Below are 26,689 nucleotides of genomic sequence, written 5' to 3'. Positions count from 1 at the left end.
CCCTTTGTGCCGTGTCGGTGGTTCTAGGGCATAAGGGCGCTCGCGGAAACGGCGAGTTGCATCTAGAACGTCGAAGCGTTCGCCGGAGAGGATCTGCATGGCCGATACCACGACCCCACAGCCGAACCTCGAAGACCTCCAGCACTGGACCTGGGTGCTGGGCAAGGCGCAGCAGATGATGCTCGAACATGGCATCGACCTGATGGAGCAGGTACCCGCGGCACCGGCGTTCGGCGCGATGTTCGATCCGGCCGCGCAGATGCGGGCGAGCGCCAATTTCTGGGCCGACACGATGCAATTGTGGCAGCGCTTCCTCGACCCGACCAACGCCGCGCCGTTCGAGGAGACGCCCGAACAGGCCCGCGACAAGCGCTTCAAGGCGCCGCAATGGCGCGAGGAGCCGGTGTTCGATTTCCTGCGCCAGAGCTATTTCGTCATCGCCGATCACCTGCTGAAGGGCGTCGATGCGCTGGAAGGCGTCGATCCGCGGCAGAAGGAACAGATCCGCTTCGCGACCAAAGGCTTCATCGACGCGGTGAGCCCGACCAATTTCCCCGCGACCAATCCGCAGGTGCTCGAGAAGATCGTCGAGACCAAGGGCGAGAGCCTGCTCAAGGGCCTGCAGAACATGCTGTCGGACCTCGCCAAGGGGCAGATGACGCAGACCGCCGAGGGCGCGTTCGAGCTCGGCAAGAATCTCGCGATGACGCCGGGCAAGGTGGTCAAGCGCACGCCGCTATACGAGTTGATCCAATACTCGCCGGCGACCGAAGCGGTGTACGCCACCCCGCTGATCATCTTCCCACCCTGGATCAACCGTTTCTACATCCTCGATCTCACGCCCGAGAAGAGCTTCATCCGCTGGGCGGTCGAACAGGGGCTGACGGTGTTCGTCGTCTCGTGGAAGTCTGCGGACGCCAGCATGAAGCATGTCGTCTGGGACGATTATGTCGAGCGCGGCCAGATCGACGCGATCGACACGGTACGCGACCTGCTCGGCGTCGAAGGCGTGCATGCCATCGGCTATTGCGTGGCGGGCACCACGCTGGCGGCGACGCTGGCGGTGCTCGCGGCGCGGAGCGAGGCGGAGAAGGTCAAGAGCGCGACCTTCTTCACTGCGCAGGTCGATTTCTCGGAAGCCGGCGATCTGACCATGTTCGTCGACGACGACCAGCTGGCACTGATCAAGAGCCTCGGCGCCGAAGGGTTTCTCGACGGGCGCTATATGGCGGCGACCTTCAACCTGCTGCGCGGGCGCGACCTGATCTGGAACTATGTCACCAACAATTATCTGATGGGGCAGGATTATGTGCCGTTCGACCTGCTCCACTGGAATTCGGACGTCACCAACCTGCCTTCGACCTGGCATCTAAGCTATCTCTCGGACCTGTACCGCGACAACAAGCTCGTCACGCCGGGGCTGCTGTCGATCGCCGGGACCCCGATCGATCTCGGCAAGGTGACGACGCCGACCTATGTCCAGGCCGGCCGCGAGGATCATATCGCGCCTGCAGCAAGCGTGTGGAAGATCACCCATCACTTCAAGGGGCCGCTCAAGTTCGTGCTCGCGGGGTCGGGGCACATCGCCGGGGTGGTCAATCCGCCCGCGGCGGGCAAATACCAATATTGGGTCAACGACCGGAAGGTCGAGACGCTCGCCGAGTTCATGGCCGGTGCGGAGGAGACGAAGGGCAGCTGGTGGCCCGATTGGGCGGCATGGGTCCATAGCGTGGATGACCGGAAGGTGGGTGCAAAAGGTGCACGCGTGCCGGGCAAGGGCAAGCTCAAGGCAATCGAAGATGCTCCGGGGAGCTATGTCCGCACGCGTTGAGGCCGCTCGTTCCGTAGCGTAAACGAGTTTTGTGCAGTGCACAATATTCTTCTTGCAATGCGCGCAACAGGCTCCTATATGCTGCATTGCAGCAATAGTCAGGGACCGAGTCACATGGCCACCAAGGGACCGAAAGCGCCGGCGAAGCCGATCGCTCCGACGCCTGCGGCGCGCGCCAAGCCGGCAGCGCCCAAGGCTCAGGCTGTCGCAGTCAAGGCTGAGAAGAAGCCCGCGCCGGAAGCCGTCATCGAAGCAGCAGCTCCGGTGAACGCGTCCGGACCGGCTCCGGTCGTGGCAGCGTCGCAGGAAGCAGTGGAAATCGTTCGACCCGTGGCAGAGCAGGCCCAAGCCGCCGCCGCGGAAACCGTCAAAATCGCCGAGGCCGTCGTCGAGACCGCCCCGGAAATCCTCGTCAAGGAAACCAGCACCATGGCTACCAATTTCGAAAACAACACCGTCAAGGCTCAGGCTCTGTTCGCCGACTGGAACGATCGCACCAAGGCAGCCGTCGAGAAGTCGACCAAACTGGTCGAGGAAGCCAACGAGTTCGCCAAGGGCAATCTCGAGGCCGTCGTCGAGTCGGGCCGCATCGCCGCCAAGGGCTTCGAGACCCTCGGCCAGGAAGCCGCCGAATATGGCCGCAAGTCGTTCGAGAGCGCGACTGCCGCGCTGAAGACCTTCGCGACCGTCAAGTCGCCGACCGAATTCTTCAAGCTGCAGAGCGACTTCGTTCGCGGCGCGTTCGACTCGTATGTCGCCGAAGCTTCGAAGAACACCGAAGCCGTGCTCAAGCTCGCCGGCGACGCCGCGCAGCCGATCTCCAGCCGCTTCGCGGTTGCGGCCGAGAAGGTGAAGACCACCGCTTGAGCGCGCGCAGCGCTCCAGTAAACGCGTAGATGGGCGGCTGCCGCAGGGCGGCCGCCCTTTCTTTTTGACAGCGCGGGCTTTTTTTGAAGATTAATGGCGCGGTTGCGGCCTTGCCTCGACTCCGGTGAACCCATATTTTCAGCGCGATGTCCGAAACCAGCAAAATCATGATCCGTATGGCCGAGGACGGCGACGACGATACGGGGACCCGTGATCCCTCGGTCGGGCTCGCGACGCGCACGCGCACCCGCACCAAGAAGCCGACGCCCTACCGCGTGCTGATGCTCAACGACGATTACACGCCGATGGAATTCGTCGTGCTCTGCCTGCAGCGCTTCTTCCGGATGAACATGGAAGAGGCGACGCGGGTGATGCTCCACGTCCATCAGCGCGGCGTGGGGGTCTGCGGCGTGTTCAGCTACGAAGTCGCCGAGACCAAAGTCAGCCAGGTGATCGACTTCGCCCGGCAGAACCAGCACCCGCTTCAGTGCACGCTCGAAAAGGCCTGACCGGCTAGCTTCGCGGGCGGGGCAGCCAGCCCAGATCGAGCCCCTGATAGCGATTCACATAATTGGCGGCCCGGGCAAGCGCGGGTTCGTTACGGAGCGTGACGCGACCCGATTCGCGGGTGATCAGCCCATCTTCCTCGAGCTGGCGGAGCATGCGGTTGACATGGACCGCAGTGAGGCCGGTCGCGTCGCCGATCTCTTCCTGGGTCAGGCCGAGCGCGAAGGCGCTGGCGATGCTCTTGTCGGTGGTGCGCAGGCGATTGCGCAGCTCGAGCAGCAGCGCAGCGACACGCGCCTTGGCGCTGGTGCGGCCGAGCGCGGCGAGCCGGTCGGTCAGCGCGACCCGCTCGATCTGGCAATAGACCAGGATCAGCGCGGAGAGTCGCGGATGCTCGCGCATGATATCGGCCAGCGCGGCGCGGTCGAACGGCGAGACGACGCAGTCGGAAAGTGCGGCGAGCGTCTCGGGCGCCTCCTGATAGACCGCGCTCGACACGCCGAGCATGTCGCCCGGAAACAGAAAGCGGAGGATCTGGCGGCTGCCGTCGTCGAGCAGCACATAGCTCATCATCAGCCCCTTGCGGAGGATGAAGAGCTCGTTGCACGGCTCGTTCTCACGCTGCAGCACCGCCCCGCGGCGCACCGGCCGCTGGCGTTCCTCCAGTTTTTCGAGCGCGTCGCTCTCCCCGTGGGACAGCTCGACGAGCTCGCTCAATATGTCCGCGAAACAACTACCCGACACGAATTCGAATTCCCCCCACGCCCGATGCAAAGCAGTGCCGCGGAATCAATGCATTAAAGTCGATCAATCCGTTTCACGGCCCGTCGCGCTTGCACCGGCGTCACGAGAAGCTAGAAGCTCGGCCATGGACCGTATCCTCATCCGCGGCGGAAACCGCCTCTCGGGAAAAATCGCCATTTCGGGCGCGAAAAACGCCGCCCTTACGCTGATGCCCTGCGCATTGCTGACCGACGAACCCCTCACGCTCAGAAACCTGCCACGGCTCGCCGATGTCGACAGCTTCGGACATCTACTGAATGAGTTAGGCGCCTCCACTGCGATCGAGGGGACGCGTCCGAACGATTTCGGCCGCGTGCTGACCACCCGCGCCGGCAAGCTGACCTCGACCGTCGCGCCCTATGACATCGTGCGCAAGATGCGCGCCTCGATCCTCGTGCTCGGCCCGCTGCTCGGCCGCGCCGGCGAGGCGACGGTGTCGCTGCCCGGCGGCTGCGCGATCGGCAACCGGCCGATCGACCTCCATCTGAAAGCGCTGCAGGCAATGGGCGCGGAGATCGAGGTCGCCGCAGGCTATGTGAAGGCGAGCGCGCCGGGCGGACGGATCGCGGGCGGGCGCTTCCGCTTCCCGGTGGTGTCGGTCGGCGCGACCGAGAACGCGCTGATGGCGGCGGCGACCGCGCGAGGCACCACGGTGCTCGAGAACGCGGCGCGCGAGCCCGAGATCGTCGACCTGTGCAATCTGCTGGTCGCGATGGGCGCGCGGGTCGACGGCATTGGCAGCGAGACGCTGACGATCGAGGGCGTCGACCGGCTGCACGGTGCGACCTATGCAGTGATGCCCGATCGCATCGAGGCGGGCAGCTATGCCTGCGCCGCGGCGATCACCGGCGGCGATCTGGAGCTGGTCGGCGCGGCGGCGGGCGACATGCGCGCGACGCTCGACGCGCTGGTCGATGCCGGCGTGACGGTGGAGGAGACGCGCGATTCTGTCCGCGTCGCCGCGCCGAACGGGATCAAGCCGCTGACGCTGTCGACCGCGCCGTTCCCGGGCTTCGCCACCGACATGCAGGCGCAGTTCATGGCGATGCTGTGCAAGGCGGACGGCGCCAGCGTGCTCACCGAGACGATTTTCGAGAATCGCTACATGCACGTTCCCGAGCTGGCGCGGATGGGCGCGAACATCGATGTGCGCGGGCGTACCGCAGTGGTCCACGGCGTCGATCGACTGGTCGGCGCGCCGGTGATGGCGACCGACCTGCGCGCATCGATGAGCCTGATCCTCGCCGGGCTGGTCGCCGAGGGCGAGACGCAGGTCCAGCGCGTCTATCATCTCGACCGCGGTTACGAGCGGCTCGAGGAGAAGCTGCAGGGCGTCGGCGCCGATATCGAGCGCGTCGGCGACGGTTGAGGATTGCGCCGCCTAAATTGACAAAGTTCACCGAAACGCGATTTATCTCGCAACATGGTTTCGCGCGGTGCGGCCAAGTTGCGACGAGTGAAAGAGCGGCGGCGCATCATCCATCGCCGCGAGCCAAGCAGGCGAAATCCTATATTGCAAGGCAGATGTCGCGGACAGAGATCGCGGCCGTCGCTTCTCCGGGAAGCGACGGCCGTGTTCCTTGGCAAAGGCGTCAGAAGGTTACGCCGAACCCGGCGCTGACGGTCTCGCCGCTGTCCTTGCCGGTATAGGCGCCGGCGCGGTTGTTGGTGTTCCAGTGGATGACGTTGAACTGGAGGCGGATGATGCTGTCGAGATACCAGTTCACGCCCGCAGTCGCCGCGCTGCCCTGGCCGAGAGTCGGCAGACCCGAATAATCGACATTCTCGTAGCGCGCGAGAAGCTCGATCGCGCCCGGGCCGCCGTCGAACACCGGCCGCAGCACGCGCGGCTGGGCGAAGGTGCCGAGACGCGGATTGTACGGCGGCAGATCGCCGGTGAGGAACCAGCCGGTCGACAGGCTCCACGCCTTGCTCTCAAAATCGGGACGTCCGGCGTCGAGGCGCGCCTTGCGCTGGCCGGCTTCGCCCATCACCCAGAACGGGCCGGCATAGCCGCCGACTTCGGCGCCATAGCCGGTGGTGCCGGTGCCGCCGACCAGAGTGCCGGTCGAGACGCGCAGCGCGCTGTTGAAGCGGCCGCCGATCACGGTGTTGCGCGTCAGCGTGCCGGGGCCCTTGGCCAGCGCCTCGTCGAAGCCCCACAGGCCGAGATGCACCATCGAACGATCGGTCTTGTACGGGTTCCAGTGGATGCGGCCCAGCACGGTGCGGCTGTCGCCTACCGCCTGGCTCGCATCGACGGCGTCACCGCTGATCGTGAGCGAGGCATGGCCGGTGTTCCAGAAGATCCGCGGCATCAGCGCGATGCCATAGAAACCGCGCTGCGGGATGATCGAGATGGCGACGACGTTGCGCTCGAGGAACGGCGGCGCGTCCGAACCGCTCGAGCCTTCGAAGCTGCGGTCGTTGAACATGTTGCCGAAGCGGACGTCGTACGAGATGGCGCCGACCGTGTCGCGCCAGCCGACGAACATCGTACCGACGTCGGAGGTGTTGTCGGCGAAGTCGTTTTCGAACTGATAGAAGAAGTGCGGGCCGACCGCGCCCTCGATGCCGATGCGCAGCGCGCGGGCACCGGTGGTGGTGATGTTGCGGCCTTCATAGTCCGACCCGAAAGTCGTGCTGGCATGGTTGATGATGCGGCCACGAATCTTGAACATGTACTTGCCGTCGGCCGAGCGGAAGATCGGCGCGCCGCCGCGCCATTCGGTGGTGACGTTTGCCGGGTTCATCGCGGCGCGGGCCTGGGCGACGTCCTGATCGGCGGGGCCGGGCGGGACGATCTGCGGCGCGAACGAATCCCGGACGTTCTCGTCGTTCGCGACCGCGACGCGATTGACGGCTGCAACTTGCGGAGCCGGCGCGGCTGCGGTTTCGCCGGCAGCGGCGGTCACCGGGCGAGCGCCATCGATCTTGTCGAGCCGGGCGCGCAGCGCGGCGATTTCGGCCGACTGCGCCTTGATCAGCGCCACGAGTTCGGACTGATCGGTGGTCGTGCTTTGTGCATATGCCGGCGTGGCAAGCGCGATCGCGACGAGCCCCGCACCCGATAGAAGCGTTCTTTTCATCAAATTTAGCCTGTTAGAATAGAGATTTACGATCGCCATGCGGCCCGTCGTAATCATAGGATGCTCACGGCATCGCCACGCGGGTAAGGGCGGGAAATATTTCAGGAGCGGATCACCCGGAGGCTTTGCTTCGGCCTACGCGTCTGCCGCGCCGCTGCGATGCGCCCACGAGAAGATCGAAATTCGACCGCCCAGTTCAGGCCGAGCGGTGACTCCGGAGAATCCCCGGGATGGGCGGCCGCGAAACCGGGAATGCGTCGGCGCTCGCCCAATTGCAGGACCTGCGGCAGCGGCCGGCTGGCTATCGGCCACCTTCGAGAGAGACAGCCTGTCGGCTGAGTATCGGTTGCAGCCGTCTAGAAGCGGGCGCCAAGTGCCATGCTGAAAGTATGCGACCTGCTCTTGATGCGGACGGGGGCGAGTCGCGCAGTCGACTGGAAGGTCGTCTCTCCATAATCGGCATAGCCGTAGCGGGCGACGAGCGAGTATCGGCCGGTTATCCGCTGTTCGAGGCCGACGCCGACGATCGATCCCGTCATGCGGCGCGTCTCGGATACCTGCTCTGCTGGCAGCGTCGTCCTCTGGGCGAGTTCCAGGATCTGCACACCGGGTGGCCCGAGCGCGTACCGGTAGACCGGCGGGATTGCCGTGTTCACGGCCGGCAGATCGTGCGCAGCATGAAGCCTTTGCCTGACGACGCCGCCGAACCCCCATATTCTGGTTGGACCAAAACGAAGGCCCGCGCGGGCCATGAGCGCGACTGACGGCCCGGTTCGCACGTTGAGAGCAAGGTGCTGCGTCTCATCGAAGACCGTGGTGGTTTCGGAGATGGACGGGGGCCCCGCGCAGCCGCCGACAGCGAATGGATCCGGGTAGCAGATATAGACCGTTTGCGTGGCCGTCGCGCTGGCGCGGGCGTCCAGACGCTGGTCCAGATTCCCCAGCCCCAAACTCGCTTCGATGCCCAGGAACAATGAGCCGCCGATCGGAAGGTCGTAGCCGAGACTCGCAGTGCCATCGATGCGATCACCTTTGGTTTCCTCATCGAAGGGAGTCACGGGCGCGAGAGATCCGAGAAGGGCGCCTGACGCGGCTAGCTTCTGCGTTCGGTTTTCGGCCCCGATCGTTGCGAAGAACCCGCCATCCTGAGCCTGCGCCGGACAGGACGCGATCGACGCGCCGAATAAGAAAGATAATGCACGATGAGGCATGATCTTATTCCCCCTCCGAGTCGAAATAATCGACCAGCGGAAGTATGACGGGAATTGATCCAGAAAGCGAGTTTCATGCGGAGGCGCGCAATACTTGAAAGGATTTCATGTTTCGATGTCTACATGGATATTGATCGGATCACGGTGAATGCAATAATCGGCGGATCAGCCATCTCTTTGGATTCGCGCGATCTATCATTGATCGCAACCAGAGGGGTGCGTTGATGGGAAGCCGACAGGCAATTTGGTATCGGCCGGAACTGCGTTTCGGGCTGACGGTCCGCCAACCACCGCTCCCGCCTATTTTCGTGCAGCCCCTCTAGCGCACCGTGCTCGTCGAGAGCGGGCGCGCCGCGCGGGTCGTCGCCCAGCGCAGATCGGGCTTCGCCTGCATCGTGAAGCGCAGCTCGCCGCCGGCGGTCAGTTCGTCATGCGTGATATAACTGCGGTCGAGCGGCTTGCCGTTGAGGGTGGCCTTGCCGACATAGTCGTTGCTCGCCGACAGCCCCTCGGCGAGGACGGTGAAGCGCTTGCCGTTCGGCAGGCGGAGCGTCGCGCGGTTCAGGAAGGGGCGACCGATCACATATTGGTTCGATCCCGGCGCGACCGGATAGAAACCGAGCGCCGTGAAGACGAGCCAGGACGACATCTGGCCGAGATCGTCATTGCCCGACAGGCCGGCGGGGCCTGTCTTATACTGGCTCTCGACGATCTGCTTGAGCCGCTCCTGCGTGCGCCACGGCTGGCCGGCATAATTGTAGAGATAGGCGACGTGATGGCTGGGCTCGTTGCCATGGATATATTGGCCGATGAGCCCGGCAATGTCCTCGGCATGGCTGTAGTCGAGCTTCGAATTGTCGAAATCGAACATCGCGTCGAGCTTCCTGACCGCGGCCTTGTCGCCGCCGAGCAAGGCGAACATCGCCGCCTGATCGTGCGGCACGAACCACGAATATTGCCAGGCATTCCCCTCGGTATAGTCGCTGCCATAGTTGATCGCGGTGGCGTCGAACGGCTCGCGGAAGCTACCGTCGGTCTTGCGTGCGCGCAGGAAGCCGGTCCTGGCGTCGAAGCTGTTGCGCCAATAGCCGGCGCGCTTCTCGAAGCCGGCGGCGACATCGTCCTTGCCGAGCGCGCGTGCCATGCGGGCGATCGTCCAGTCGTCATAGGCATATTCGACGGTCTTCGACGCCGCCTCGGGCTCCTTGTCGATCGGGGCGTAGCCGAGCTTCATATAGTGATCGAGGCCGCCATAGGGGCCGTAGCTGGCGCTCTTGACCATCGCATCGAGCGCGGCGCCGGCGTCGAAGCCGCGCACGCCCTTGAGATATGCGTCGGCGATCACCGGGACGGCGTGATAGCCGATCATCGTCCAGGTCTCGCGGCCGTGGAATTGCCAGACGGGGAGGATGCCGAACGGGCTCGCTTTCTGGCTGGCGAGCAGCGAATTGACGAAGTCGGCGTTGCGGCGTTCGGGCTGGACGAGCAGCAGCAAGGGATGCTCGGCACGGAAGGTGTCCCACAGCGAAAAGGTCGAGTGGAAGGTGAAACCCTCGGCCTTGTGGACCTGATCGTCGGGGCCGCGATAGCGTCCGTCGGCGTCGGAGAAGACGCTGGGAGCCATCAGCGCATGGTAGAGCGCGGTCGAGACCATGGTTTTGGTCGGCGCGGGCGCCTCGATCTCGATCGCGCCCAGCGCCTGCTCCCAGGCGGTGCGGGTGCCGGCGCGGATCGCGTCGAAATTGCCGGGCTCGCTGTCGAGATTGGCGATCGCATTGTCCTCGTCGACGCTCGACAGCGCGACCTTCAGCTCGAGCGGCTTGTCGAGCTTGCCGAAATCGAGCCGGGCGACGAGCGCGCGGCCTTGCAGCTGGTCGGGATCGTCGCGGCCGCGGCCGGGGCCCTGAAAGCCCTTATATTCGACCTTCTCCTCGCGATTGAGAAAGGCATGATCGGTCAGCGGCGCCGAGGGGCGGATCGCGAAGAACAATTTGCGTGCCGGCGCCCAGCCGCGGGTCTCGCGCGATCCGGTGATCGTGCCGTCGGGGCGGATGCGGATCGACGACCACAAGGTCTTGCCGGGATAATTGTAGAGCCCGCTGCGCAGATCGAGGACCAGATGCGCTGGCGCGCCGGCGGGGAAGGCGTAGCGATGGACGCCGATGCGGGTGCCGGCGGTCAGCTCGGCTCGGATGCCCGAATCCGCCAGCGTCACGCCGTAATAGCCCGGCTGCGCGGTCTCGGTGTCGTGGCTGAAGCGCGAGCGATAGCCCGAACCGTGGGTGCTGGCGTCGCCTGGTTCGAGCAGCACATTCTCGCCGGCCGCGGGCATGATCAGGAAGTCGCCGAGGTCCGAATGGCCGGCGCCCGAGAAATGGGTGTGCGAGAAGCCCTGGATCGTCGGATCGTCGTAGCGATAGCCGGCGGCGTGGCCGTAGCATTCGCGGATCTTGCAGCCGGTATCGGTGTCGGGGCTCAGCTGGACCATGCCGAACGGGGCGACGGCGCCGGGGAAGGTGTGCCCCTCGCCGCCGGTGCCGATGAACGGGTCGACGCTTTCGTATGTCGTCTGCGCGGCGAGCGGCGTGGTGGCGAGGGAAAGGGCGGCGAGCGCAGCCGGGGCGCGGGGGAAGCTACTGGGCATGGCGCGGGGTTAAAGCATGGCGCGGCGAGAGTGCCAACCGCTTAGGCCAGGCAGTCATCCGGCCGCACGACGAACGCGCCGGCAATTGGATTGATTTGGGTTAAATATCAGCCTTTTGAAGGCTCTTATAGCCTGGATTGGGGAACAATCGCGGGTGCCTGCCGGTTTGAACAACGGCAGGAGAGCACAGCAACATGGCTACACGTCCGAGCGACTTCGCGAATGATGCGGGTTCGCAATTTCTTACTGACAGCTTCCAGCGCGGACTCGCGCACTGGAATCGCGAGCGGCTCGAGCCTGGCTTTCCCGGCGACTGGAGCCGGATGTTCGAGCGCGACATCAAGATGCAGCGGCTCGAAGGCGGCTTCGTCGAGGAGCTTCGCGCGGAGATCGCCGACGAGGCGGCCGCGGCGCCGACCGACGTCGAAGGCTTCATCGCCTGGTTCGAGGAACTGAAGCAGGTCGGTCCGGGTCAGGGCGATCCCTTGTTCCCGTGGCTTGCAGAGGAAGCGGACCGCGACCAGCTTCGATGGTTCTTCGAGCAGGAAGCCGCCGGCGAGGCGGGGTTCGACGATCTGGTGGCGATGACGCAGGTCAAGCTGCCGGTCCGTCCCAAGCTCGAGCTCGCGCGCAATTATTGGGACGAGATGGGTCACGGCACCGCCAAGGGCATGCACGGGCCGATGCTCGACGCTTTGGTCGAGACGCTCGAAGTCGAGCCGGTGATCGAGAATACCGTGTGGGAGAGCCTTGCGCTCGCCAACGCGATGACCGCGATGGCAGTCAACCGCCGCTATGCGTGGCACTCGGTCGGCGCGCTCGGGGTGATCGAGCTCACTGCGCCGGGACGCGCGGCTCTGGTCGCCGAGGGGCTCAAGCGCGTCGGGCTGAGCCCCAAGGAAGCGCGCTACTTCACGCTGCACGCGGTGCTCGACATCAAGCATAGCGAGGACTGGAATCGCGAGGCGATCCGGCCGGCGGTCGAGGAGGATCCGCGCCGCGCGACGGCGATGGCCGAGGGTGCGCTGATGCGGCTCAAATGCGGCGAGCGCTGCTTCGCTGCCTATCGCGAACGCCTCTGGGGCTGACGCGCGCGGACATTGCGCGGTAACATCTCCCCGCCACGGGCGTGGCGGACGGAGATGGCGATGCGGATAGTGATCGGAATGCTGGCGGCGGCGACGCTTGCGGGATGCGCGGGGCGCGTGCCGCCCGGGGCCAAGCCAGTCGCGCCGGTATCGGTCCAGATCATCGCGTTCAACGATTTCCACGGCAATCTCGAGGCGGGCAAGCTCGCGGTCGATGTCCCCGGCGAAAGCGGCGTCACGCGCGTGCCGGCGGGCGGCGCGGCCTATTTCGCCTCGGCCGTAGCCAAGCTCCGCGAAGGGCATCCCAACAGCGTCACGGTCTCGGCGGGCGACATGATCAGCGCGAGCCCTCTGGTTTCGTCGATGTTCCTCGACGAGCCGACGATCCACGCGATGAATCTGGTCGGCGTCGATTTCAACGCAGTGGGCAACCACGAATTCGATCGCGGGCAGAAGGAACTGCTGCGGCTTCAGAATGGCGGCTGCGCGAAGAACACCAAGCGCCAGCCCTGCGCGGTCGAGCCGTTCACGGGGGCGAAGTTCGGCTATCTCGCCGCCAATGTCGCGAAGCGGGGCGGCGGCACCCTGTTCCCGAGCTATGGCATCCGCAGTTTCGGCAAGGGCGCGCGGCAGGTGCGGGTGGCGTTCATCGGCATGACGCTCAAGGGCACTTCGACGCTGGTGATGGCGAGCGGCGTCGCGGGGCTGAAGTTCGAGGACGAGGCGGACACGGTCAATGCGCTGGTGCCGAAGCTCAAGGCCGAGGGCGCCGACGCGATCGTCGTGCTGATCCATCAGGGCGGCTACAGCAAGCGCGCCTTCGACGCGAACAGCTGCGAAGGCATGACCGGCGACATCTTCCCGATCCTCGAACGGCTCGACCCACGCGTCGATCTGGTCGTCTCGGGGCATACCCATAACGCCTATATCTGCGACTATGGCAGCAAGGACCCGACGCGGCCGCTGCTGCTGACCAGCGCCGGTTATGGCGGGACGCTGCTGACCGACATCACGCTCGACGTGGACCCGGTGGCGGGCAGGGTGGTGGCGAAGCGCGCGGCCAACGTGCTCGTGCAGGGCGAGCCGTTCACCAGCGCCAGGGGACCGGTCGCGATCTCGGATCGTTATGCGCGCTTCGCGCCGGAGCCGCGGGTGGCGGCGCTGGTCGCGCGCTATGCCGCGGCGGCGAAAAGCTATGCCGAGCGGCCGATCGGCAAATTGACCGCACCGGCACCGCGCAGCGACGAAGACATGCGCGAGCAGGTGCTCGGCAACCTGATCGCCGACGCCCAGCTCGCGGCGACCGCGGCGCAAGGTGCGCAGATCGCGCTGATGAACGCGGGCAGCGTCCGCGCCTCGCTCACCCCGCGCGCCGACGGCACGATCACTTTCGGCGACCTCTATGCCGCGCAGCCGTTCGGCAATGTGCTGGTGATCAAGCAATTCACCGGCAGGCAATTGCGCGCGGTGCTCGAACAACAGTTCGACGAGAACAAGGCGGGCGGGCGCAATCTGCTGCTGGTCTCGCGCGGCTTCGGCTTCGGCTATGATCTCGGCAAGCCGGTGGGGCAGCGGGTGGTCGACCCGAAGCTCAACGGCGCGCCGCTCGTGGACGAGCAGGTCTATCGCGTCGTGATGAGCAATTTCCTCGGCAATGGCGGCGATGGTTTCAGTATGCTGATCGGGGGGAATGAGATGCCGACCGATACCGGCGATCTCGACGCGCTGGAGGCATATTTCGCGGGCGGGCCGGTGACGCCGCCGGCAACCGATCGGACGCGGGATGTGACGCTGCGCAATTAGTCTCGGTGCTCCCGCGAAAGCAGGAGCCCAGAGTCGCGAGCAACGACCTTTGTAACCCTGGGCTCCTGCTTTCGCAGGAGCACCGAGGCCTCACACCGCCTGTAGCGCCTCTTCGAAATCGGCGATCAGGTCGTCGGCATCCTCGACTCCGATCGAGATGCGGACGAGATTGTCGGTGATCCCGAGCGCCTGCTTGCGGGCTTCGGGCACCGACAGATGCGTCATCCCCGCAGGATGGCTGGCGAGTGTCTCGGTGCCGCCGAGGCTGACTGCGAGCTTGGCGATCTTGAGCGCGTCGAGGAAGGCGAACGCTTCCTTCTCGCCGCCCTTCAGGTAGAGCGAGAAGGTCGATCCGGCGCCGGTGCAATGGCGGCGATAGATGTCGGCCTGGCGGCTGCCCTCTTCGAGGAAGCCGAGATAGCCGACATGCTCGACCTTGGAGTGTTGGCGCAGGAATTCGCAGACCCTGGCGGCATTCTCGCCCGCGCGGCTCATGCGCAGTTCGAGCGTCTCGAGGCTGCGCAGCAGCATCCACGCGGTGTTGGGATCGCAGATCGTGCCGATCGTGTTGCGCATCAGCCGGATCGTGTTGATGTGCTCCTTCGAGCCGAGCACGCCGCCGGCGACGAGATCCGAATGGCCGCCGGCATATTTGGTGAGGCTGTAGACGACGATGTCGGCGCCCTGCTTGAGCGGCTGCGCCCAGAGCGGCCCGAGAAAGGTGTTGTCGATCGCGATCGGGGGCTTGTTCGCCCCCTTGAAGATCGCGTCGCGGCTGGCCGCGACGGCTTCGACATCGACGAGCGCGTTGGTCGGATTGGCGGGGCTTTCGAGATAGATCAATGCGACATTGCCGCTCGCCGCCCGCGAGAGCACCGCGTCGATCTCCTCGCGCGTCGCACCGGCCGGGAAATCGAGCCAATGCACCCCGAAGCGGCCGAGGATGCGCGCGATCAGCGTCTCGGTCGCGGCGTAGAGCGGGCCCGAATGGACGATCGTGTCGCCGGGTTTGACCATCGACAGGAACAGGGTGGCGATCGCCGACATGCCGCTGGAGAAAGCCAGTGCGTCCTCGGCGCCTTCCCAGATGCCGAGGCGGTCCTCGAGGATTTCCTGATTGGGACCGTTGAAGCGCGAATAGACGAGCCCGTCGGCGCCGCCGGGGCGCTTGCCGGTGACGCCCTCGAAGTGGCGCTTGCCCGCGGCGGCATTGGGGAAGACGAAGGTCGAGGTCAGGAAGATCGGCGGCTTGAGCGAGCCTTCCGACAGCACCGGATCATAGCCATGCCCCATCATCATCGTCGACGGTTTGAGCTGGCGGTTGCCGACCTTGTCGACGCTGACCCTGGGGCGGCGGCGCGGCGCTACGCCGGTCAGATCGGCTTCGGTTTCGTCGGTCATGGGGCTCTCCGGATCTATAGTTGGTATCGTCTGTAACGAGTTGGCCAGCTGGGCGCACCCCTAATCCTCCCCGCTGCGCGAGGGAGGATTTTCCTCACAGTCCGATGATGCTGATCTGGCGGCCGTAATCGGGCTCGCCGCGATGCGTCGCGCGGCGGAAGCTGTAGAAACGATCCTCGTTCGAATAGGTGTCGCGCCCGAGCGCCTCGACGGTGAGGATGCCCGCCGCGGCGAGACGGTGGGCGACATAGGCTTCGAGGTCGAATTGACAGTGATCCGGTCTGCCATCGGCGAAGAAACGTTCGTTGGCCGGATCGGCTTCGGCGAAGCGGCGGAAAAAGCCCTGATCGACTTCGTAGCTGGCGCGGGCGATGCACGGGCCGATCGCGGCGGCGATGCGCTCGCGTCTGGCGCCGAGGGTCTCCATCAGCGCGATCGTCGAATCGGTGACGCCGCCGATCGCGCCTTTCCACCCGGCATGCGCCGCGCCGACCACCCCGGCTTCGCGGTCGGCGAGCAGCACCGGCGCGCAATCGGCGGTGAGGATGCCGAGCGCCAGTCCGGGCCGGTCGGTGACCAAGGCGTCGGCGCGCGGGCGGAGGCGCTCCTCGAACGACTCGATCACCGCGACCGCGTCGGGCGAATGGACCTGATAGAGCGTGACGAGACGGCCGCCGGGCAAAACCGCCTCGCTGGCGCGGCGGCGGTTCTCGGCGATCGCTTGCGGGTCGTCCGCCGAGCCGGTGCCGACATTGAGCCCGGCGACCAGGCCGGTCGAGATTCCGCCGCGCCGGCCGAGAAAGCCGTGCGCCACGCCGTCGAGCGCGCGGGAGCGAGTGACTTCGACGGGGTTCACAGGTCGAGGCTCATCAATCGATCTTCGTCCGCATGGTCGCCGACCATGAACGCATAACGGCCGCGATCGACGAAGCCGTAGCGCTCGTAGAAACGTTTGGCCCGGTGATTGTCGATATAGACCGACAGCCACAGGGTGGCCGCGCCGCGGGCGCGCGCGGTATCGAGCGCCCAGTCCATCAGCGCCTGCGCCGCGCCGCTGCCCTTGCCGCGTTCGCGCAGATAGAGCTGGCGCAACTCGATCGGATCGGGGCCGGGCGCGACGGGGAGGGTGACCGGGCCGATCTTGCAATAGCCGATCGGTCCCTGCGTGTCCTCGGCGAGGCGAAGCGCGACGCCGGGGGCGGCGAGCTCTTCCCCCCATGCCTCGGGCGTGAACTTGGCGAGGAAGGTGGCGAGATTCTCGGGGCTGTAGAGATGGCCGAAGGTCGCGACGAAGCTTTCGCGGAAGAGGGCGTCGATTTCGGGGAGATCGGCGGGGGTGGCGTCGCGGTAATGGATCACCGTCATTCTGCCGTCACCCTCACCCTTCCCACCGCCTTCGGCGGCGGGCCCCTTCCCTCTCCCGACGGGAGAGGGAGAGAGGCGCGAAGCGCCGGAAGGGTGAGGGTGATCTGAATTCATGCGAACCCCGCAGGAATGGGCCAGCCCGGCGCGGTGAGCGCGATGACCTTGAACAAGTCGCCCATCTGCCCGGGGTCGACCAGCCGGTCGCGATCGAGGGCGAGCGCTTCGGCGCGATCGGGGGCTGCTCGGGCGAGCGCCTCGGTACGCGCCTCGATCCCCAGCGCGTTGAGGAACGCGCCTTGCGTCACGGGGCCGTGGACGATCAGCCCTTCGGCCTCGGCGGCTTCCTTGAGCGTGGCGAAATCGACATGCGCAGTGAGATCGGCCTCGCCCGGCGTGTCGAACGGATTGGCATAGGCATGGCCACGCACCGCCTGAAGCGTGTCCCCGACCGCCGGGCCTTCATAGCCGTAATCGAGGATCAGCGCGGCCCCGCCTTGCGTGAGCAGGCGGGCGGCCAGGTTGCGCAGGATGGCGACGCCGGCGGGCGAGGTTTCGAGGATCGAACCCGGATCGGCATGGAGCAAGTCGCGCGGGATGATCATGTCGAAGCTGCGATCGCCGGCGATCGGCAGGAACAGGGTGTCCTGACAGGCGACGAGCCGCTCGCGCCAGCCTTCGCCGGTCGCGACCAACTGGCGGATCGGCAGCGCGTCGAAGAATTCGTTGGCGATGACGAGCAGCGGCGCATCCTCGGGCAGGCCGACCAGATCGAGGTGCCATTCGGCATGGGGGACGCGGTCGGCCTGCGCCGCGCGCAGCGTCGGGCTGGTCTCGACGAAGTCGACGCCGGGTTCGAGGCCGGCTTTGGCCATGGCGCGGAGCGCATCGGCGGCGAGCGTACCCCGCCCCGGCCCTAGCTCGACATAGCGGGCTTCGGGACGCCCGACGCGGTCCCACAGATCGGCGAGCCACAGCCCGATCAGCTCGCCGAACATCTGGCTGATCTCGGGCGCGGTGGTGAAATCGCCGCGGCTGCCGAGCGGATCGCGAGTCGCATAATAATGCGCGTTGGCGGCGCCCATGAATTGCGAGAGCGGCATCGGCCCGGCGAGCGTGATCGCGCGGGCGAGCCGTTCGGCGAGCGCCGGCCCGGCCGCATTGCCGCTGCGCTGCGCCTGCGAGGCGGCGAGGGGATGATGGGGATCGGTCACGCGGCTTCCCTAACCTGTCGCACGCGCCCCGTCATCCCGGCGAGGAGCCGCAGCACGCGGCCGCGCGTTGACGGAGAATGGAAGAGGGCAAGCGGTTGGCGGAAGAGGTGCGCGCGGCAGCGGCGCGCCATCGCGGTGCGTGGAGCGCGCTGGTCCCCACACCGCATGCGGTCAATCAGGACGCCGAACCCGCCGAGGAAGCGGCCTATGCCGAGATGGAAGCCGCGAAGCAGCGGCTGCGCGACCATATTTGCGGCCTGTACGGGATCAGCGCTGCGGAGCTGATCAGCCTGGTGCGATAGGCCGCGTTCAGGCGACGCTTTCGGATCCCGCGATCGGCTCGACGCGCTGGCGGCGGCCTTTGGCGGTGGCGATCAGCCAGGCGCCGCCGACGATCATCGGAATGCACAGCCATTGGCCCATGTGCAGGCCGGTGGCGTCGACCAGCCAGACCAGTTGTGCGTCGGGCTCGCGGAAGAATTCGACGACGAAGCGGCACAGGCCGTAGCCGAGCACGAAGATGCCGACGAGCTTGCCCGGCTGGTAACGCGAATCGGTGCGCCAGAAGAAGAACCACAGGATGACGAAGAGCAGCACGCCCTCGAGCCCGGCCTCGTAGAGCTGGCTGGGATGGCGGGCGGGTTCGGGCAGGCCGCTCTGCACGGTGTTGCGGAAGACGATCGCCCAGGGGAGGTCGGCGGGCTTGCCCCACAATTCGCCGTTCACGAAATTGGCGAGGCGGCCGAAGAACAGCCCGAACGGCGCGACGCAGGCGACATAATCGTGGATGCGCAGCCAGTTGAGGCCGTGGCGTCGGGCGAGCAGGATGATCGCGATCGTCGTGCCGATCACCCCGCCATGGAACGACATGCCGCCGTCCCACAGGCGCACGATCTGCAGCGGCGATTCGACGATCATGTTGGGCGCATAGAACAGGACATAGCCGAGCCGGCCGCCGAGGATGATGCCGAGGGTCGCGTAGAAGACGAGGTCGTCGGCGTGGCGCCGCGCCATCGGCGCGCCGGGCTGGGCGAGCAATTTGAGCAGGTACCACCAGCCGATCAGGATGCCGGCGATATAGGCCAGCGAATACCATTTGATCTGGAAGAAGCCGAGATCGACCGCGACCGGGCTGAGCCCGAGATCCTTGAACTGGATATGATCGCCGGCAGCGGCGAGGAGTTGGAGCAGCACTTCTTGTCGTTCCCCGGCAATCGGTCTCGGGCCTGCGATAGAGCAGCCGCGCGGCAAACCCAAGGCCGCAATGGCTGGCGCAGGCGCAAGCCGCGCGATAGAGCGTTGCGATGGCCCGGGACCCAAGCGCGCGCATCAGGCTCGATCGGCGGACGCTGCTGATCGGCGGCGGCACCGGAATCGGGCTGGTCGTCGCCTGGGCGGCGTGGCCGCGCACCTGGCTTCCCAACCTCACCGCGGCCCCCGGCGAGAGCCTGTTCGGTGCGTGGCTCAAGATCGGCACCGACGGGCATGTCTCGGTCGCGGTGCCGCAATGCGAGGAAGGGCAGGGAGTCTATACCGCCTTCCCGCAGATCATCGCCGACGAACTCGGTGCGGACTGGAAGATGGTCGGAGTCGAGCCGGCACCACTCAATCCGCTCTATGCCAACCAGCTCGCGGCGGAGGAATTGTTCGAGGCGGCGCTCGGCGCGCTCCCCGACACGCTTCGCACGCGCTACGTCCGGCGGAGCGGGCTGACGCTCACCGGCGGCTCGACCTCGATCCGCAATTTCGAAGGCGAATTGCGGCGTGCGGGCGCCGCGGCGCGGGCATTGCTGTGCAAGGCGGCGGCGGCGCGCTGGGGCGTCGACTGGAAGGCGTGCGGGACGTTCAACCATCTCGTGTTCGAGGGAAATCGCAAGCTTGGCTTCGGCGCGCTGGCAGCGGAGGCGGCGGAGCAGAGCCCGCCCGACGAAGTGCCGCCGCGCGCGGGCGACGAGGCCCGGCTCTACGGCCAGCCGTTGCCGCGGCTCGACGCGCCGCCCAAGGTCGACGGCAGCGCGTTGTTCGCGGCGGACATCAGGCTGGCCGACATGGTCTATGCCTCGATCCGGCAGGGGCCGGTCGGCGATACCGGACTGGTGCGGGTCGATCGCGCCGCGGCAGACAAGATTCCGGGCATGCTCGCGGTGGTCACCACCGAGGATTGGGTCGCTACGGTCGCCAATAATTGGTGGGCGGCCGATCGCGCCCTCGATGCGATGCGGCCCCGCTTCCGCACCCCCGAAGCGGTGGTCAACAGCGATTCGATCGAGCAGGCGCTGAGCGCGGCGTTCGACGGCGCGGGGTCGCGGATCGCGAGCGCCGGCGATCTTGCGGCGCAGTTCCGCGGCGCGCAATTGGTCGCGGCCGAATATCGGGTGGGGCTCGCGCTCCACGCGCCGCTCGAGCCGATGACGGCGACCGCCGCGTATCGCGACGGCCGGCTGACCTTGTGGCTGCCCACCCAGGCGCCGGGGCTCGCGCGTGCCGCGGCGGCGCGCGCGGCGGGCGTCGCCGAGACCGACGTGATCCTTCATCCGACCATGGCGGGGGGCGCGTTCGGCGCGAAGCTCGAAAGCGAGGTCGCGGCGCAGGCGGCGCTGCTGACGATGCGGATCGGCCGGCCGGTGCAGCTGACCTGGCCGCGCGGCGAGGATTTCCGCCGCGATCGTTTCCGTCCTGCCGCGGCGGGGCGGATGAGCGCGCGGATCGATCCGCAGCGCCGGCTGAGCGGCTGGCTCGCCAAGATCGCCGCGCCGGCGAGCGGGCGCGAACTCGCGGCGCGGCTGCTCCACGGCGATGCGCTGCCGGCGGCGGGGCTGGCGCTCGGCGGCGGCGATGCCAGCGCCGTGGCGGGCGCAGTGCCGCCTTATGCGATTCCCAATCTGGCGGTCGATCATCATCCCGCAGCGATCGGGGTGCCGACCGGCTATTGGCGCTCGGGGGCGCACAGCTACACCTGCTTCTTCACCGAGAGCTTTCTCGACGAGCTCGCGCATGTCGCCGAGCAGGATGCGCTGTCGTTCCGCATGGCGATGCTGGGCCAGCAGCCGCGGCTCGCGCGCTGCCTGCAGACCGTGACGCAGCTGGGTGGCTGGCAGGGCGGCCAGCCGGGGAGCGGGCAGGGGATCGCCTGCCACAGCTTCCGCGGTTCGCACATCGCGGTGCTCGCCGAGGCGCAGCTGACCAGCGACCGGCGCGTCAAGGTCGAGCGGCTGGTGGCGGCGGTCGATTGCGGGCGGGTCGTCAATCCCGATCTGGTGATGCAGCAAGTCGAGGGCGGATTGCTGTTCGGGCTGGCGGGGGCGGTCGGCTGTTCGACCGGCTTCACCGAGAATGTCGCCGATGTCCGCGACATTTCCGAACTGCTGCTGCCGACGCTCGCCGATTGTCCGGACATCACCGTCGAACTGATCCGCAGCAATGCCGAGCCCGGCGGGGCGAGCGAGCTCGCGGTGCCGCCGGTCGCGCCGGCGATCGCCAATGCGCTGCAGGCCGCCACGGGCGTGCGTTTCCGCCGCTTGCCTTTGCTATCGGATATCGAATGACGCTCCCTCCAGGCCATCCGACGATCCCGACCCGCAAGGTCGGGCTGCTCCTCGTCAACCTCGGCACCCCCGATGCTGCCGAAGCCAGGGCGGTGCGGCGCTATCTCGCCGAGTTCCTGTCCGACCCGCGGGTGATCGAGATCCCGCGGCTGGTGTGGAAGCCGATCCTGCACGGGATCATCCTGCGCACCCGGCCGGCCAAATCGGCGCATGCCTATGCCCAGGTCTGGCGTGAGGACGGATCGCCGCTCGCCGCGATCACCCGCGAGCAGGCGGCGGCGCTGCAGGGCGCGTTCGGGCCGGACGTGATCGTCGATCATGCGATGCGTTATGGCCGGCCGGCGCTGGGCGAGCGGCTGCGCGCGCTCAAGGAGATGGGGTGCGAGCGCATCCTGATCGCGCCGCTCTACCCGCAATATTGCGCGGCGACGACCGCGACCGCCAACGACGCCGCCTTTGCCGAGCTGGCGCGGATGCGCTGGCAACCGGCACTCAGGACGCTGCCGCCCTATCATGACGATCCGGCTTATATCGATGCGCTCAAGATGTCGGTCGAAGCGTCGCTCGCCGCGCTCGATTTCGCGCCGCAGGCGATCCTCGCCAGCTTTCACGGCATGCCCGAGCGGACCTTGCACCTCGGCGATCCCTATCATTGCCATTGCCAGAAGACCGCGCGGCTGCTGGGCGCGGCGCTGGGGCGCGCATTGACGATCACCTTCCAGTCGCGCTTCGGCCGCGCCAAATGGCTCGAGCCCGCGACCGATACGGTGCTTGCAGGGCTGCCGGGAAAGGGCGTTACCCGGATCGCGATCGTCGCGCCGGGCTTCTCGGCCGATTGCGTCGAGACGCTCGAAGAACTGGCGATCCGCGGCCGCGAGACCTTCATGGCCGCGGGCGGAAAGAATTTCGCCGTGCTGCCGTGCCTCAATGCCAGCGAGGCCGGCGTGGAAATGCTTCGTAAGATATTGTGGCGGGAACTTGCGGGCTGGGCAGACGCTCCCTAGCGTTACGTAACGACAACGGAGAGGATGGCGACACATGGCACGCGTAGCGATCGTGACGGGCGGAACGCGCGGGATTGGCGAGGCGATCAGCCTTGCTCTCAAGGACGCGGGCATGACGGTCGCCGCCAATTATGCCGGCAACGACGAGAAGGCGCAGGCCTTTACCGAGCGGACGGGCATCAAGGCGTATAAATGGGACGTCGGCGATTTCGACGCGTGTGCGGCAGGCGTCGCGCAGGTCGAGGCCGAGCTCGGCCCGGTCGACGTAGTCGTCAACAATGCCGGGGTCACCCGCGACGGCACGATCCTCAAGATGAGCCGCGACATGTGGGAAGACGTGATCCGGATCAATCTGGGCGGCTGCTTCAACATGGCGCACGCCACCTTCCCGGGCATGCGCAGCCGCAAATGGGGGCGGATCGTCAATATCGGCTCGATCAACGGGCAGGCCGGGCAATATGGCCAGGTCAATTATGCCGCTGCCAAATCGGGCATCCACGGCTTCACCAAGGCACTGGCGCAGGAAGGCGCGCGCGCCGGGGTGACGGTCAATGCGATCGCGCCGGGCTATATCGATACCGACATGGTCGCCGCGGTGCCGGCGGACGTGCTCGAGAAGATCGTCGCCAAGATCCCCGTAGGACGCCTCGGCCAGGCGAGCGAGATCGCCCGCGGCGTGGCCTTCCTGTGCTCGGAGGAAGCGGGCTTCGTCACGGGATCGACTCTGTCGATCAACGGCGGGCAGCACATGTATTGAATGAAAACGGGCCGGCTCCCCGAAAGGAGCCGGCCCCCGGTCCTCGATACGCTACGCGAGGACCTCGATACGCACACTACCGTGCCGCCTATAACCGCTGCGCCTTGGCGTTTGCTGAACGGGCTGGTTATCTGAGGTTCATCTTTGCCGCTGGCTCGCCCGGGCCGAACGGCTATGACCGCGCAGATGCGTTTCGCCCTTCCGCTATCCACGTTCCTGATGCTGTCCGTCACTGCCTCCGGGATCGAGCCGCGTGCGGTGCTCGGCGATCGCCCCGAGATGGCCGCGACGCCGGTACGGCTGGATAGCGCCGATCCGGCGCGGACGAAGCTCGGGGCACTCACTTATCTGGGCGGGCTGGCGCTCACGAGCAGCGATCCCGCATTTGGCGGCTTTTCGGCGATGCGAGTGGTGGACGACAGATTCACGTTGCTCAGCGACGGCGGCAATCTCGTCGCGTTCCGGATGGGGGCGGACCTGCACCCGCGCGAGGTCCGCTTCGCCGATCTGCCCGGCCCGGGCACCGGCGCGATCAAGCGGCACCGCGATTCCGAATCGATGACGTGGGACCCGGCGAGCGGGCGCGTCTGGGTCGGTTTCGAGAATCGCAATGCGATCTGGCGCTACGATCCGGGCCTGACCCGTGCCGAACGGCATATTCGGCCGGCGGCGATGGCCGACTGGTCGATCGCAGGCGGCGCGGAGGCAATGGTGCGGCTGCGCGGCGGCCAGTTCCTCGTGATCAGCGAGACGGCGCGACCCAAGGGCATGCCCGGTGCGCGAATCGTGTTGCGCTTCGCCGGCGATCCGGCCGAAGGGGTGCGTCCGGAGCGCCTCGCTTACGTGCCGCCCACGAATTACGACCCGACCGACATGGCCGAATTGCCCGACGGCCGGCTGCTGGTGCTCAATCGCCGGCTGTCGCTGTCAGGCTTGTTCACCGCCAAATTGGTGCTGGTCGATTTACGCGGCCTGCGTGCGGGGGCGGCGGCACGCGGAGTCGAACTGGCCAGTTTCGAGCGCCCGGTGCAGCACGACAATTTCGAGGCGCTGGCAGTCACCCGCGAGGGCGCCGACACGATCGTGTGGATCGCCTCGGACGACAATGGGGAGTTCTGGGAGCAGTCGCTGCTGCTCAAATTCCGGCTCGAACTGCCGCTCGACGCCGGGCAAGCGAAAAGCCCGCCCCCCGCGAAGGGAACGGGCTGACGCCAATCCGCAAAAGCCGTTAGGCCGCGGTCTTCTCGGCGGTCGACGCCTTGCGCACTTCGCGCTTCAGGCGACGCGCGCGCAGCGACAGATCGTCGTCGCTGGCCTTGAGCAGCCAATTGTCGAGGCCGCCATTATGCTCGACCGAGCGCAGGCCGTGCGTCGAGACGCGCAGGCGGATGCTGCGGCCCAGCGTGTCCGACATCAGCGTGACGTTCTGCAGATTGGGCAGGAACGTGCGCTTGGTCTTGTTGTTGGCGTGGGAGACGTTGTGTCCCACCTGCCGGCCCTTGCCGGTCAGCTCGCAAATGCGCGACATCGCTTTAAATCCTGGTTTTTGGCATAAGCCGGAAAGGCCGCGCCGATAGCGGGTATGGCCGGGTGCGTCAACCGATTCGCCGATCAAAGCGCCAGCCCGACGCAACCTCCATGGCGTTTGTGGCGTTATTACGCAAACGATTCGATCCGGGAGACAAAGGCGATGCGTGCAATCCTCGTGTTGATCGGGCTGATCGCCCTCGGCGTTGTCGCGGCGATGGCGACCGGCATGCTGTCATTCAATCAGCAACGCGGCGGCAGCCTGCCGACAGTGAGCGTCCAGGGCGGCGAACTGCCCAAGATCAGCGCCGAGACGGGCAGCGTCGGGATCGGCAATACCGCCAGAACCGTCGAGGTGCCGACGGTGGAAATGAAGAAAGCGACCGTGGTGTTGCCGACGATCGACGTGAAGCAGGCGCCGGGCGCATCGCCGACGCCCGCGGCGAAATAATGCGGGCCGGGCGAATCGTCGCCGCAGTGTTGCTGCCGCCGCTCGGCGTCTATCTGACGCGCGGACCGGGGCGCGATTTCCTGATCGCGTGCGGGCTCACGGTGCTGGGCTTCCTGCCGGGCGTGGCGTTCGCATTGTGGACGGTGATGCGGGAGGGGCGCGGCGCGAAGAGCACGCCTGTGGCCGCATAGTCGCCGTGACCCCGGCCCCAGTGCCGGGGTCCACTGCGCCGCGAACGAGCCCTTTTCGCCTCCTGCTTCTGTCCCGACCTCTCGGTGGACCCCGGCACTGCTGCCGGGGTGACGAAGGGGGATAGGGGCGGTAGATCACCGCGATGTTCCCGCTCCCCGAACCGATGCGCCTTGCGCTCGATGCCGCGCGTTCCGCTGCGCAGGCGGGCGAAGTGCCGGTCGGCGCGGTGATCGTCCGCGAGGGCAAGGTCATCGCCAGCGCGGCGAATGCGCCGCGCGCGCTCCACGATCCCACCGCGCATGCCGAGATGCTCGCAATTCGCGCGGCAGCGCGGATCCTAGGTCAGGAACGGCTCGAGGGTTGCGATCTGTGGGTGACGCTCGAGCCCTGCGCGATGTGCGCGGGTGCGATCGCGCACGCCCGGCTCGCGCGGCTCTATTACGGCGCGAGCGATCCCAAGGGCGGTGCGGTCGAGCACGGTGCGCGCTTCTTCGCCCAGCCGACATGCCATCACCGGCCCGAAATCTATTCGGGGATCGGCGAAAGCGAGGCGGGGGCACTGTTGCGGGATTTCTTCAGGGCGCGGCGGGGATGAAGCGCTTCAGGGCTCCTGCGAAAGCAGGGGCCCGGAGTCACGGGCGGCCGTTTGCGGCCCTGGGCTCCTGCTTTCGCAGGAGCACCAGGCCGGGTCAGCCGACATCCTGCTGGGTGATCGGGACCAGCTTGATCTCGACCCGGCGATTGGCGGCCTTGCCTTGCTCGGTTTCGTTGTCGGCGACCGGCTGGGTCTCGCCGAAGCCGCGGGTGCCGAGCCGGGCGCTCTGCACGCCGCGCGCCGACAGATAATCGGCGACCGAGGCGGCGCGGCGCTGCGACAGGGCGAGATTATAGCTGTCGCTGCCGGTAGAATCGGTGTGGCCGTACACGTCGATATAGGTCTGGTTGTACTGCTTGAGCACATCGGCCACCTGATCGAGCGTGGCGCGAAATTGCGGCTGGACGCTCGATTCATTGGTCGCGAAGGTGACGTTCGAAGGCATGTTGAGCACCAGATCGTCGCCCTGGCGGATCACCCGGATGTCGGTGCCCGCGGTGCGGCGACGCAGTTCCTGCTCCTGGCGGTCCATATATGCGCCGATTCCGGCACCGGCGAGGCCGCCGATGCCCGCGCCGATGATCTTCTCGGTGCGATCGTTGCGGCCGCCGACGAGATCGCCGAGCAGATAGCCGCCGAGCACCCCGACGCCGCCGCCGATCGCCGCTTTCGAGACGCGGCGTTCGCCGGTGACCGGATCGGTGACGCAGGCGGCAGTGAGCGTGGTGGCGGCGAGCGCTGCGGCGACGAGCGCCTTGCGAGTGAAGGTCATGACGGCTCCTTTTGGTCCCTGCGGCGCAAAACCCGTTACCGCGGGG

General features: G+C 66.7%; 25 protein-coding genes. 14 read left to right on the top strand and 11 right to left on the bottom strand.

Annotation, left to right across the window (positions count from 1 at the left end; all coding sequences use genetic code 11):
• Positions 1–97: 97 nt before the first annotated feature.
• The 3 genes from phaC (at position 98) to clpS (ending at position 3,207) form a co-directional block, all read left to right on the top strand.
• A complete protein-coding gene (gene phaC / locus Q9Q95_RS02350) occupies positions 98–1,831 on the top strand; it encodes a class I poly(R)-hydroxyalkanoic acid synthase (RefSeq protein WP_306093452.1) in 1,734 nt (577 codons plus the stop codon).
• A 114-nt stretch (positions 1,832–1,945) separates the two neighbouring features.
• Positions 1,946–2,698 carry a phasin family protein gene (locus Q9Q95_RS02345; protein WP_306093451.1) on the top strand — a complete coding sequence of 251 codons (753 nt, stop codon included), beginning with the start codon at positions 1,946–1,948 and terminating at the stop codon, positions 2,696–2,698.
• Between the two features lie 176 nt (positions 2,699–2,874).
• Positions 2,875–3,207, top strand: a complete 333-nt coding sequence (gene clpS / locus Q9Q95_RS02340) for an ATP-dependent Clp protease adapter ClpS (RefSeq protein ID WP_271240972.1) — start codon at positions 2,875–2,877, stop codon at positions 3,205–3,207.
• A 4-nt stretch (positions 3,208–3,211) separates the two neighbouring features.
• On the opposite strand, the gene Q9Q95_RS02335 is transcribed toward clpS, so the two are convergent.
• Entirely contained in the window at positions 3,212–3,922 is a 711-nt protein-coding gene (locus Q9Q95_RS02335) for a Crp/Fnr family transcriptional regulator (RefSeq protein WP_306093449.1), read from the bottom strand.
• A gap of 151 nt (positions 3,923–4,073) precedes the next feature.
• On the opposite strand from Q9Q95_RS02335, the gene murA reads away from it, so the two are divergent.
• The gene (gene murA / locus Q9Q95_RS02330; RefSeq protein ID WP_306093448.1) at positions 4,074–5,357 is read left to right on the top strand and encodes a UDP-N-acetylglucosamine 1-carboxyvinyltransferase; all 1,284 of its coding nucleotides are present in this window, start codon (positions 4,074–4,076) and stop codon (positions 5,355–5,357) included.
• A 223-nt stretch (positions 5,358–5,580) separates the two neighbouring features.
• Here murA and Q9Q95_RS02325 read toward each other — a convergent pair whose 3' ends face one another.
• The 3 genes from Q9Q95_RS02325 to Q9Q95_RS02315 form a co-directional block, all read right to left on the bottom strand.
• Positions 5,581–7,077, bottom strand: a complete 1,497-nt coding sequence (locus tag Q9Q95_RS02325; RefSeq protein WP_306093447.1) for an OprO/OprP family phosphate-selective porin — start codon at positions 7,075–7,077, stop codon at positions 5,581–5,583.
• Between the two features lie 356 nt (positions 7,078–7,433).
• Complete coding sequence (locus tag Q9Q95_RS02320) at positions 7,434–8,288, bottom strand: outer membrane protein (protein WP_306093446.1); 855 nt, start codon at positions 8,286–8,288, stop codon at positions 7,434–7,436.
• A gap of 319 nt (positions 8,289–8,607) precedes the next feature.
• The gene (locus Q9Q95_RS02315; protein ID WP_306093445.1) at positions 8,608–10,932 is read right to left on the bottom strand and encodes a GH92 family glycosyl hydrolase; all 2,325 of its coding nucleotides are present in this window, start codon (positions 10,930–10,932) and stop codon (positions 8,608–8,610) included.
• Positions 10,933–11,126: 194 nt separating this feature from the next.
• Here Q9Q95_RS02315 and Q9Q95_RS02310 point away from each other — a divergent pair, with 194 nt between their 5' ends.
• On the top strand, positions 11,127–12,020 hold the full coding sequence (locus tag Q9Q95_RS02310) for an iron-containing redox enzyme family protein (RefSeq protein ID WP_306093444.1): 894 nt from the start codon (positions 11,127–11,129) through the stop codon (positions 12,018–12,020).
• A gap of 60 nt (positions 12,021–12,080) precedes the next feature.
• The gene (locus tag Q9Q95_RS02305) at positions 12,081–13,823 is read left to right on the top strand and encodes a bifunctional UDP-sugar hydrolase/5'-nucleotidase (protein ID WP_306093443.1); all 1,743 of its coding nucleotides are present in this window, start codon (positions 12,081–12,083) and stop codon (positions 13,821–13,823) included.
• Between the two features lie 90 nt (positions 13,824–13,913).
• Here the strand turns inward: Q9Q95_RS02305 and Q9Q95_RS02300 are convergent, their stop codons facing one another.
• The 4 genes from Q9Q95_RS02300 to Q9Q95_RS02285 all read right to left on the bottom strand — a co-directional run bounded on the left by Q9Q95_RS02300 (position 13,914) and on the right by Q9Q95_RS02285 (position 17,689).
• Positions 13,914–15,224, bottom strand: a complete 1,311-nt coding sequence (locus Q9Q95_RS02300; RefSeq protein WP_306093442.1) for a cystathionine gamma-synthase family protein — start codon at positions 15,222–15,224, stop codon at positions 13,914–13,916.
• A gap of 94 nt (positions 15,225–15,318) precedes the next feature.
• Positions 15,319–16,080 (bottom strand): peptidoglycan editing factor PgeF, encoded by a 762-nt coding sequence (pgeF, locus tag Q9Q95_RS02295; protein WP_306093441.1) that lies wholly within the window; start codon positions 16,078–16,080, stop codon positions 15,319–15,321.
• A complete protein-coding gene (locus Q9Q95_RS02290) occupies positions 16,077–16,589 on the bottom strand; it encodes a GNAT family N-acetyltransferase (protein ID WP_306093440.1) in 513 nt (170 codons plus the stop codon). Before Q9Q95_RS02290 ends, pgeF begins: the two co-directional genes overlap by 4 nt.
• Positions 16,590–16,699: 110 nt before the next feature.
• Positions 16,700–17,689, bottom strand: coding sequence for a class I SAM-dependent methyltransferase (locus Q9Q95_RS02285; protein WP_306093636.1), 990 nt, complete (start codon positions 17,687–17,689; stop codon positions 16,700–16,702).
• A gap of 188 nt (positions 17,690–17,877) precedes the next feature.
• Between Q9Q95_RS02285 and Q9Q95_RS02280 the strand changes: the two genes are divergently transcribed.
• A complete protein-coding gene (locus Q9Q95_RS02280; RefSeq protein WP_306093439.1) occupies positions 17,878–18,102 on the top strand; it encodes a hypothetical protein in 225 nt (74 codons plus the stop codon).
• Positions 18,103–18,109: 7 nt separating this feature from the next.
• On the opposite strand, the gene lgt is transcribed toward Q9Q95_RS02280, so the two are convergent.
• Positions 18,110–18,994 (bottom strand): prolipoprotein diacylglyceryl transferase, encoded by an 885-nt coding sequence (gene lgt / locus Q9Q95_RS02275; RefSeq protein ID WP_306093438.1) that lies wholly within the window; start codon positions 18,992–18,994, stop codon positions 18,110–18,112.
• Positions 18,995–19,104: 110 nt separating this feature from the next.
• Here lgt and Q9Q95_RS02270 point away from each other — a divergent pair, with 110 nt between their 5' ends.
• The 4 genes from Q9Q95_RS02270 to Q9Q95_RS02255 all read left to right on the top strand — a co-directional run bounded on the left by Q9Q95_RS02270 (position 19,105) and on the right by Q9Q95_RS02255 (position 24,315).
• Complete coding sequence (locus Q9Q95_RS02270; protein ID WP_306093437.1) at positions 19,105–21,345, top strand: xanthine dehydrogenase family protein molybdopterin-binding subunit; 2,241 nt, start codon at positions 19,105–19,107, stop codon at positions 21,343–21,345.
• Positions 21,342–22,349: a ferrochelatase gene (gene hemH / locus Q9Q95_RS02265; protein ID WP_306093436.1), complete on the top strand. Its 1,008-nt coding sequence runs from the start codon at positions 21,342–21,344 to the stop codon at positions 22,347–22,349. The genes Q9Q95_RS02270 and hemH overlap by 4 nt, the downstream gene beginning before the upstream one ends.
• A gap of 34 nt (positions 22,350–22,383) precedes the next feature.
• Positions 22,384–23,106 carry an acetoacetyl-CoA reductase gene (gene phbB, locus Q9Q95_RS02260; RefSeq protein WP_306093435.1) on the top strand — a complete coding sequence of 241 codons (723 nt, stop codon included), beginning with the start codon at positions 22,384–22,386 and terminating at the stop codon, positions 23,104–23,106.
• A 186-nt stretch (positions 23,107–23,292) separates the two neighbouring features.
• Entirely contained in the window at positions 23,293–24,315 is a 1,023-nt protein-coding gene (locus Q9Q95_RS02255; protein WP_306093434.1) for an esterase-like activity of phytase family protein, read from the top strand.
• Positions 24,316–24,334: 19 nt separating this feature from the next.
• Here Q9Q95_RS02255 and rpmB read toward each other — a convergent pair whose 3' ends face one another.
• Entirely contained in the window at positions 24,335–24,634 is a 300-nt protein-coding gene (gene rpmB / locus Q9Q95_RS02250) for a 50S ribosomal protein L28 (protein ID WP_306093433.1), read from the bottom strand.
• 54 nt (positions 24,635–24,688) lie between these two features.
• On the opposite strand from rpmB, the gene Q9Q95_RS02245 reads away from it, so the two are divergent.
• From Q9Q95_RS02245 to Q9Q95_RS02235, 3 genes are all read left to right on the top strand, one after another.
• A complete protein-coding gene (locus Q9Q95_RS02245; RefSeq protein WP_306093432.1) occupies positions 24,689–25,084 on the top strand; it encodes a hypothetical protein in 396 nt (131 codons plus the stop codon).
• Positions 25,084–25,275: a YqaE/Pmp3 family membrane protein gene (locus Q9Q95_RS02240; protein ID WP_306093431.1), complete on the top strand. Its 192-nt coding sequence runs from the start codon at positions 25,084–25,086 to the stop codon at positions 25,273–25,275. The genes Q9Q95_RS02245 and Q9Q95_RS02240 overlap by 1 nt, the downstream gene beginning before the upstream one ends.
• A 143-nt stretch (positions 25,276–25,418) precedes the next feature.
• The gene (locus tag Q9Q95_RS02235) at positions 25,419–25,871 is read left to right on the top strand and encodes a nucleoside deaminase (protein ID WP_306093430.1); all 453 of its coding nucleotides are present in this window, start codon (positions 25,419–25,421) and stop codon (positions 25,869–25,871) included.
• Between the two features lie 94 nt (positions 25,872–25,965).
• Here the strand turns inward: Q9Q95_RS02235 and Q9Q95_RS02230 are convergent, their stop codons facing one another.
• On the bottom strand, positions 25,966–26,643 hold the full coding sequence (locus tag Q9Q95_RS02230) for an OmpA family protein (RefSeq protein WP_306093429.1): 678 nt from the start codon (positions 26,641–26,643) through the stop codon (positions 25,966–25,968).
• Between the last annotated feature and the right edge of the window lie 46 nt (positions 26,644–26,689).

This window comes from Sphingomonas sp. DG1-23, from assembly GCF_030730875.1.
Lineage (GTDB): Bacteria > Pseudomonadota > Alphaproteobacteria > Sphingomonadales > Sphingomonadaceae > Sphingomonas.
The sequence above is the reverse complement of the archived record's forward strand: the minus strand, read 5'-3'. Positions and strand labels throughout refer to the sequence as shown.

Coding starts and splice junctions, on each gene's coding strand:
- phaC (WP_306093452.1), top strand. CDS start 98: ATGGCCGATACCACGACCCCACAGCCGAACCTCGAAGACCTCCAGCAC.
- Q9Q95_RS02345 (WP_306093451.1), top strand. CDS start 1,946: ATGGCCACCAAGGGACCGAAAGCGCCGGCGAAGCCGATCGCTCCGACG.
- clpS (WP_271240972.1), top strand. CDS start 2,875: ATGGCCGAGGACGGCGACGACGATACGGGGACCCGTGATCCCTCGGTC.
- murA (WP_306093448.1), top strand. CDS start 4,074: ATGGACCGTATCCTCATCCGCGGCGGAAACCGCCTCTCGGGAAAAATC.
- Q9Q95_RS02325 (WP_306093447.1), bottom strand. CDS start 7,077: ATGAAAAGAACGCTTCTATCGGGTGCGGGGCTCGTCGCGATCGCGCTT.
- Q9Q95_RS02320 (WP_306093446.1), bottom strand. CDS start 8,288: ATGCCTCATCGTGCATTATCTTTCTTATTCGGCGCGTCGATCGCGTCC.
- Q9Q95_RS02315 (WP_306093445.1), bottom strand. CDS start 10,932: ATGCCCAGTAGCTTCCCCCGCGCCCCGGCTGCGCTCGCCGCCCTTTCC.
- Q9Q95_RS02310 (WP_306093444.1), top strand. CDS start 11,127: ATGGCTACACGTCCGAGCGACTTCGCGAATGATGCGGGTTCGCAATTT.
- Q9Q95_RS02305 (WP_306093443.1), top strand. CDS start 12,081: ATGCGGATAGTGATCGGAATGCTGGCGGCGGCGACGCTTGCGGGATGC.
- Q9Q95_RS02300 (WP_306093442.1), bottom strand. CDS start 15,224: ATGACCGACGAAACCGAAGCCGATCTGACCGGCGTAGCGCCGCGCCGC.
- Q9Q95_RS02290 (WP_306093440.1), bottom strand. CDS start 16,589: ATGACGGTGATCCATTACCGCGACGCCACCCCCGCCGATCTCCCCGAA.
- Q9Q95_RS02285 (WP_306093636.1), bottom strand. CDS start 17,689: ATGCCGCTCTCGCAATTCATGGGCGCCGCCAACGCGCATTATTATGCG.
- Q9Q95_RS02280 (WP_306093439.1), top strand. CDS start 17,878: ATGGAAGAGGGCAAGCGGTTGGCGGAAGAGGTGCGCGCGGCAGCGGCG.
- Q9Q95_RS02270 (WP_306093437.1), top strand. CDS start 19,105: ATGGCCCGGGACCCAAGCGCGCGCATCAGGCTCGATCGGCGGACGCTG.
- hemH (WP_306093436.1), top strand. CDS start 21,342: ATGACGCTCCCTCCAGGCCATCCGACGATCCCGACCCGCAAGGTCGGG.
- phbB (WP_306093435.1), top strand. CDS start 22,384: ATGGCACGCGTAGCGATCGTGACGGGCGGAACGCGCGGGATTGGCGAG.
- Q9Q95_RS02255 (WP_306093434.1), top strand. CDS start 23,293: ATGCGTTTCGCCCTTCCGCTATCCACGTTCCTGATGCTGTCCGTCACT.
- rpmB (WP_306093433.1), bottom strand. CDS start 24,634: ATGTCGCGCATTTGCGAGCTGACCGGCAAGGGCCGGCAGGTGGGACAC.
- Q9Q95_RS02245 (WP_306093432.1), top strand. CDS start 24,689: ATGGCCGGGTGCGTCAACCGATTCGCCGATCAAAGCGCCAGCCCGACG.
- Q9Q95_RS02240 (WP_306093431.1), top strand. CDS start 25,084: ATGCGGGCCGGGCGAATCGTCGCCGCAGTGTTGCTGCCGCCGCTCGGC.
- Q9Q95_RS02235 (WP_306093430.1), top strand. CDS start 25,419: ATGTTCCCGCTCCCCGAACCGATGCGCCTTGCGCTCGATGCCGCGCGT.
- Q9Q95_RS02230 (WP_306093429.1), bottom strand. CDS start 26,643: ATGACCTTCACTCGCAAGGCGCTCGTCGCCGCAGCGCTCGCCGCCACC.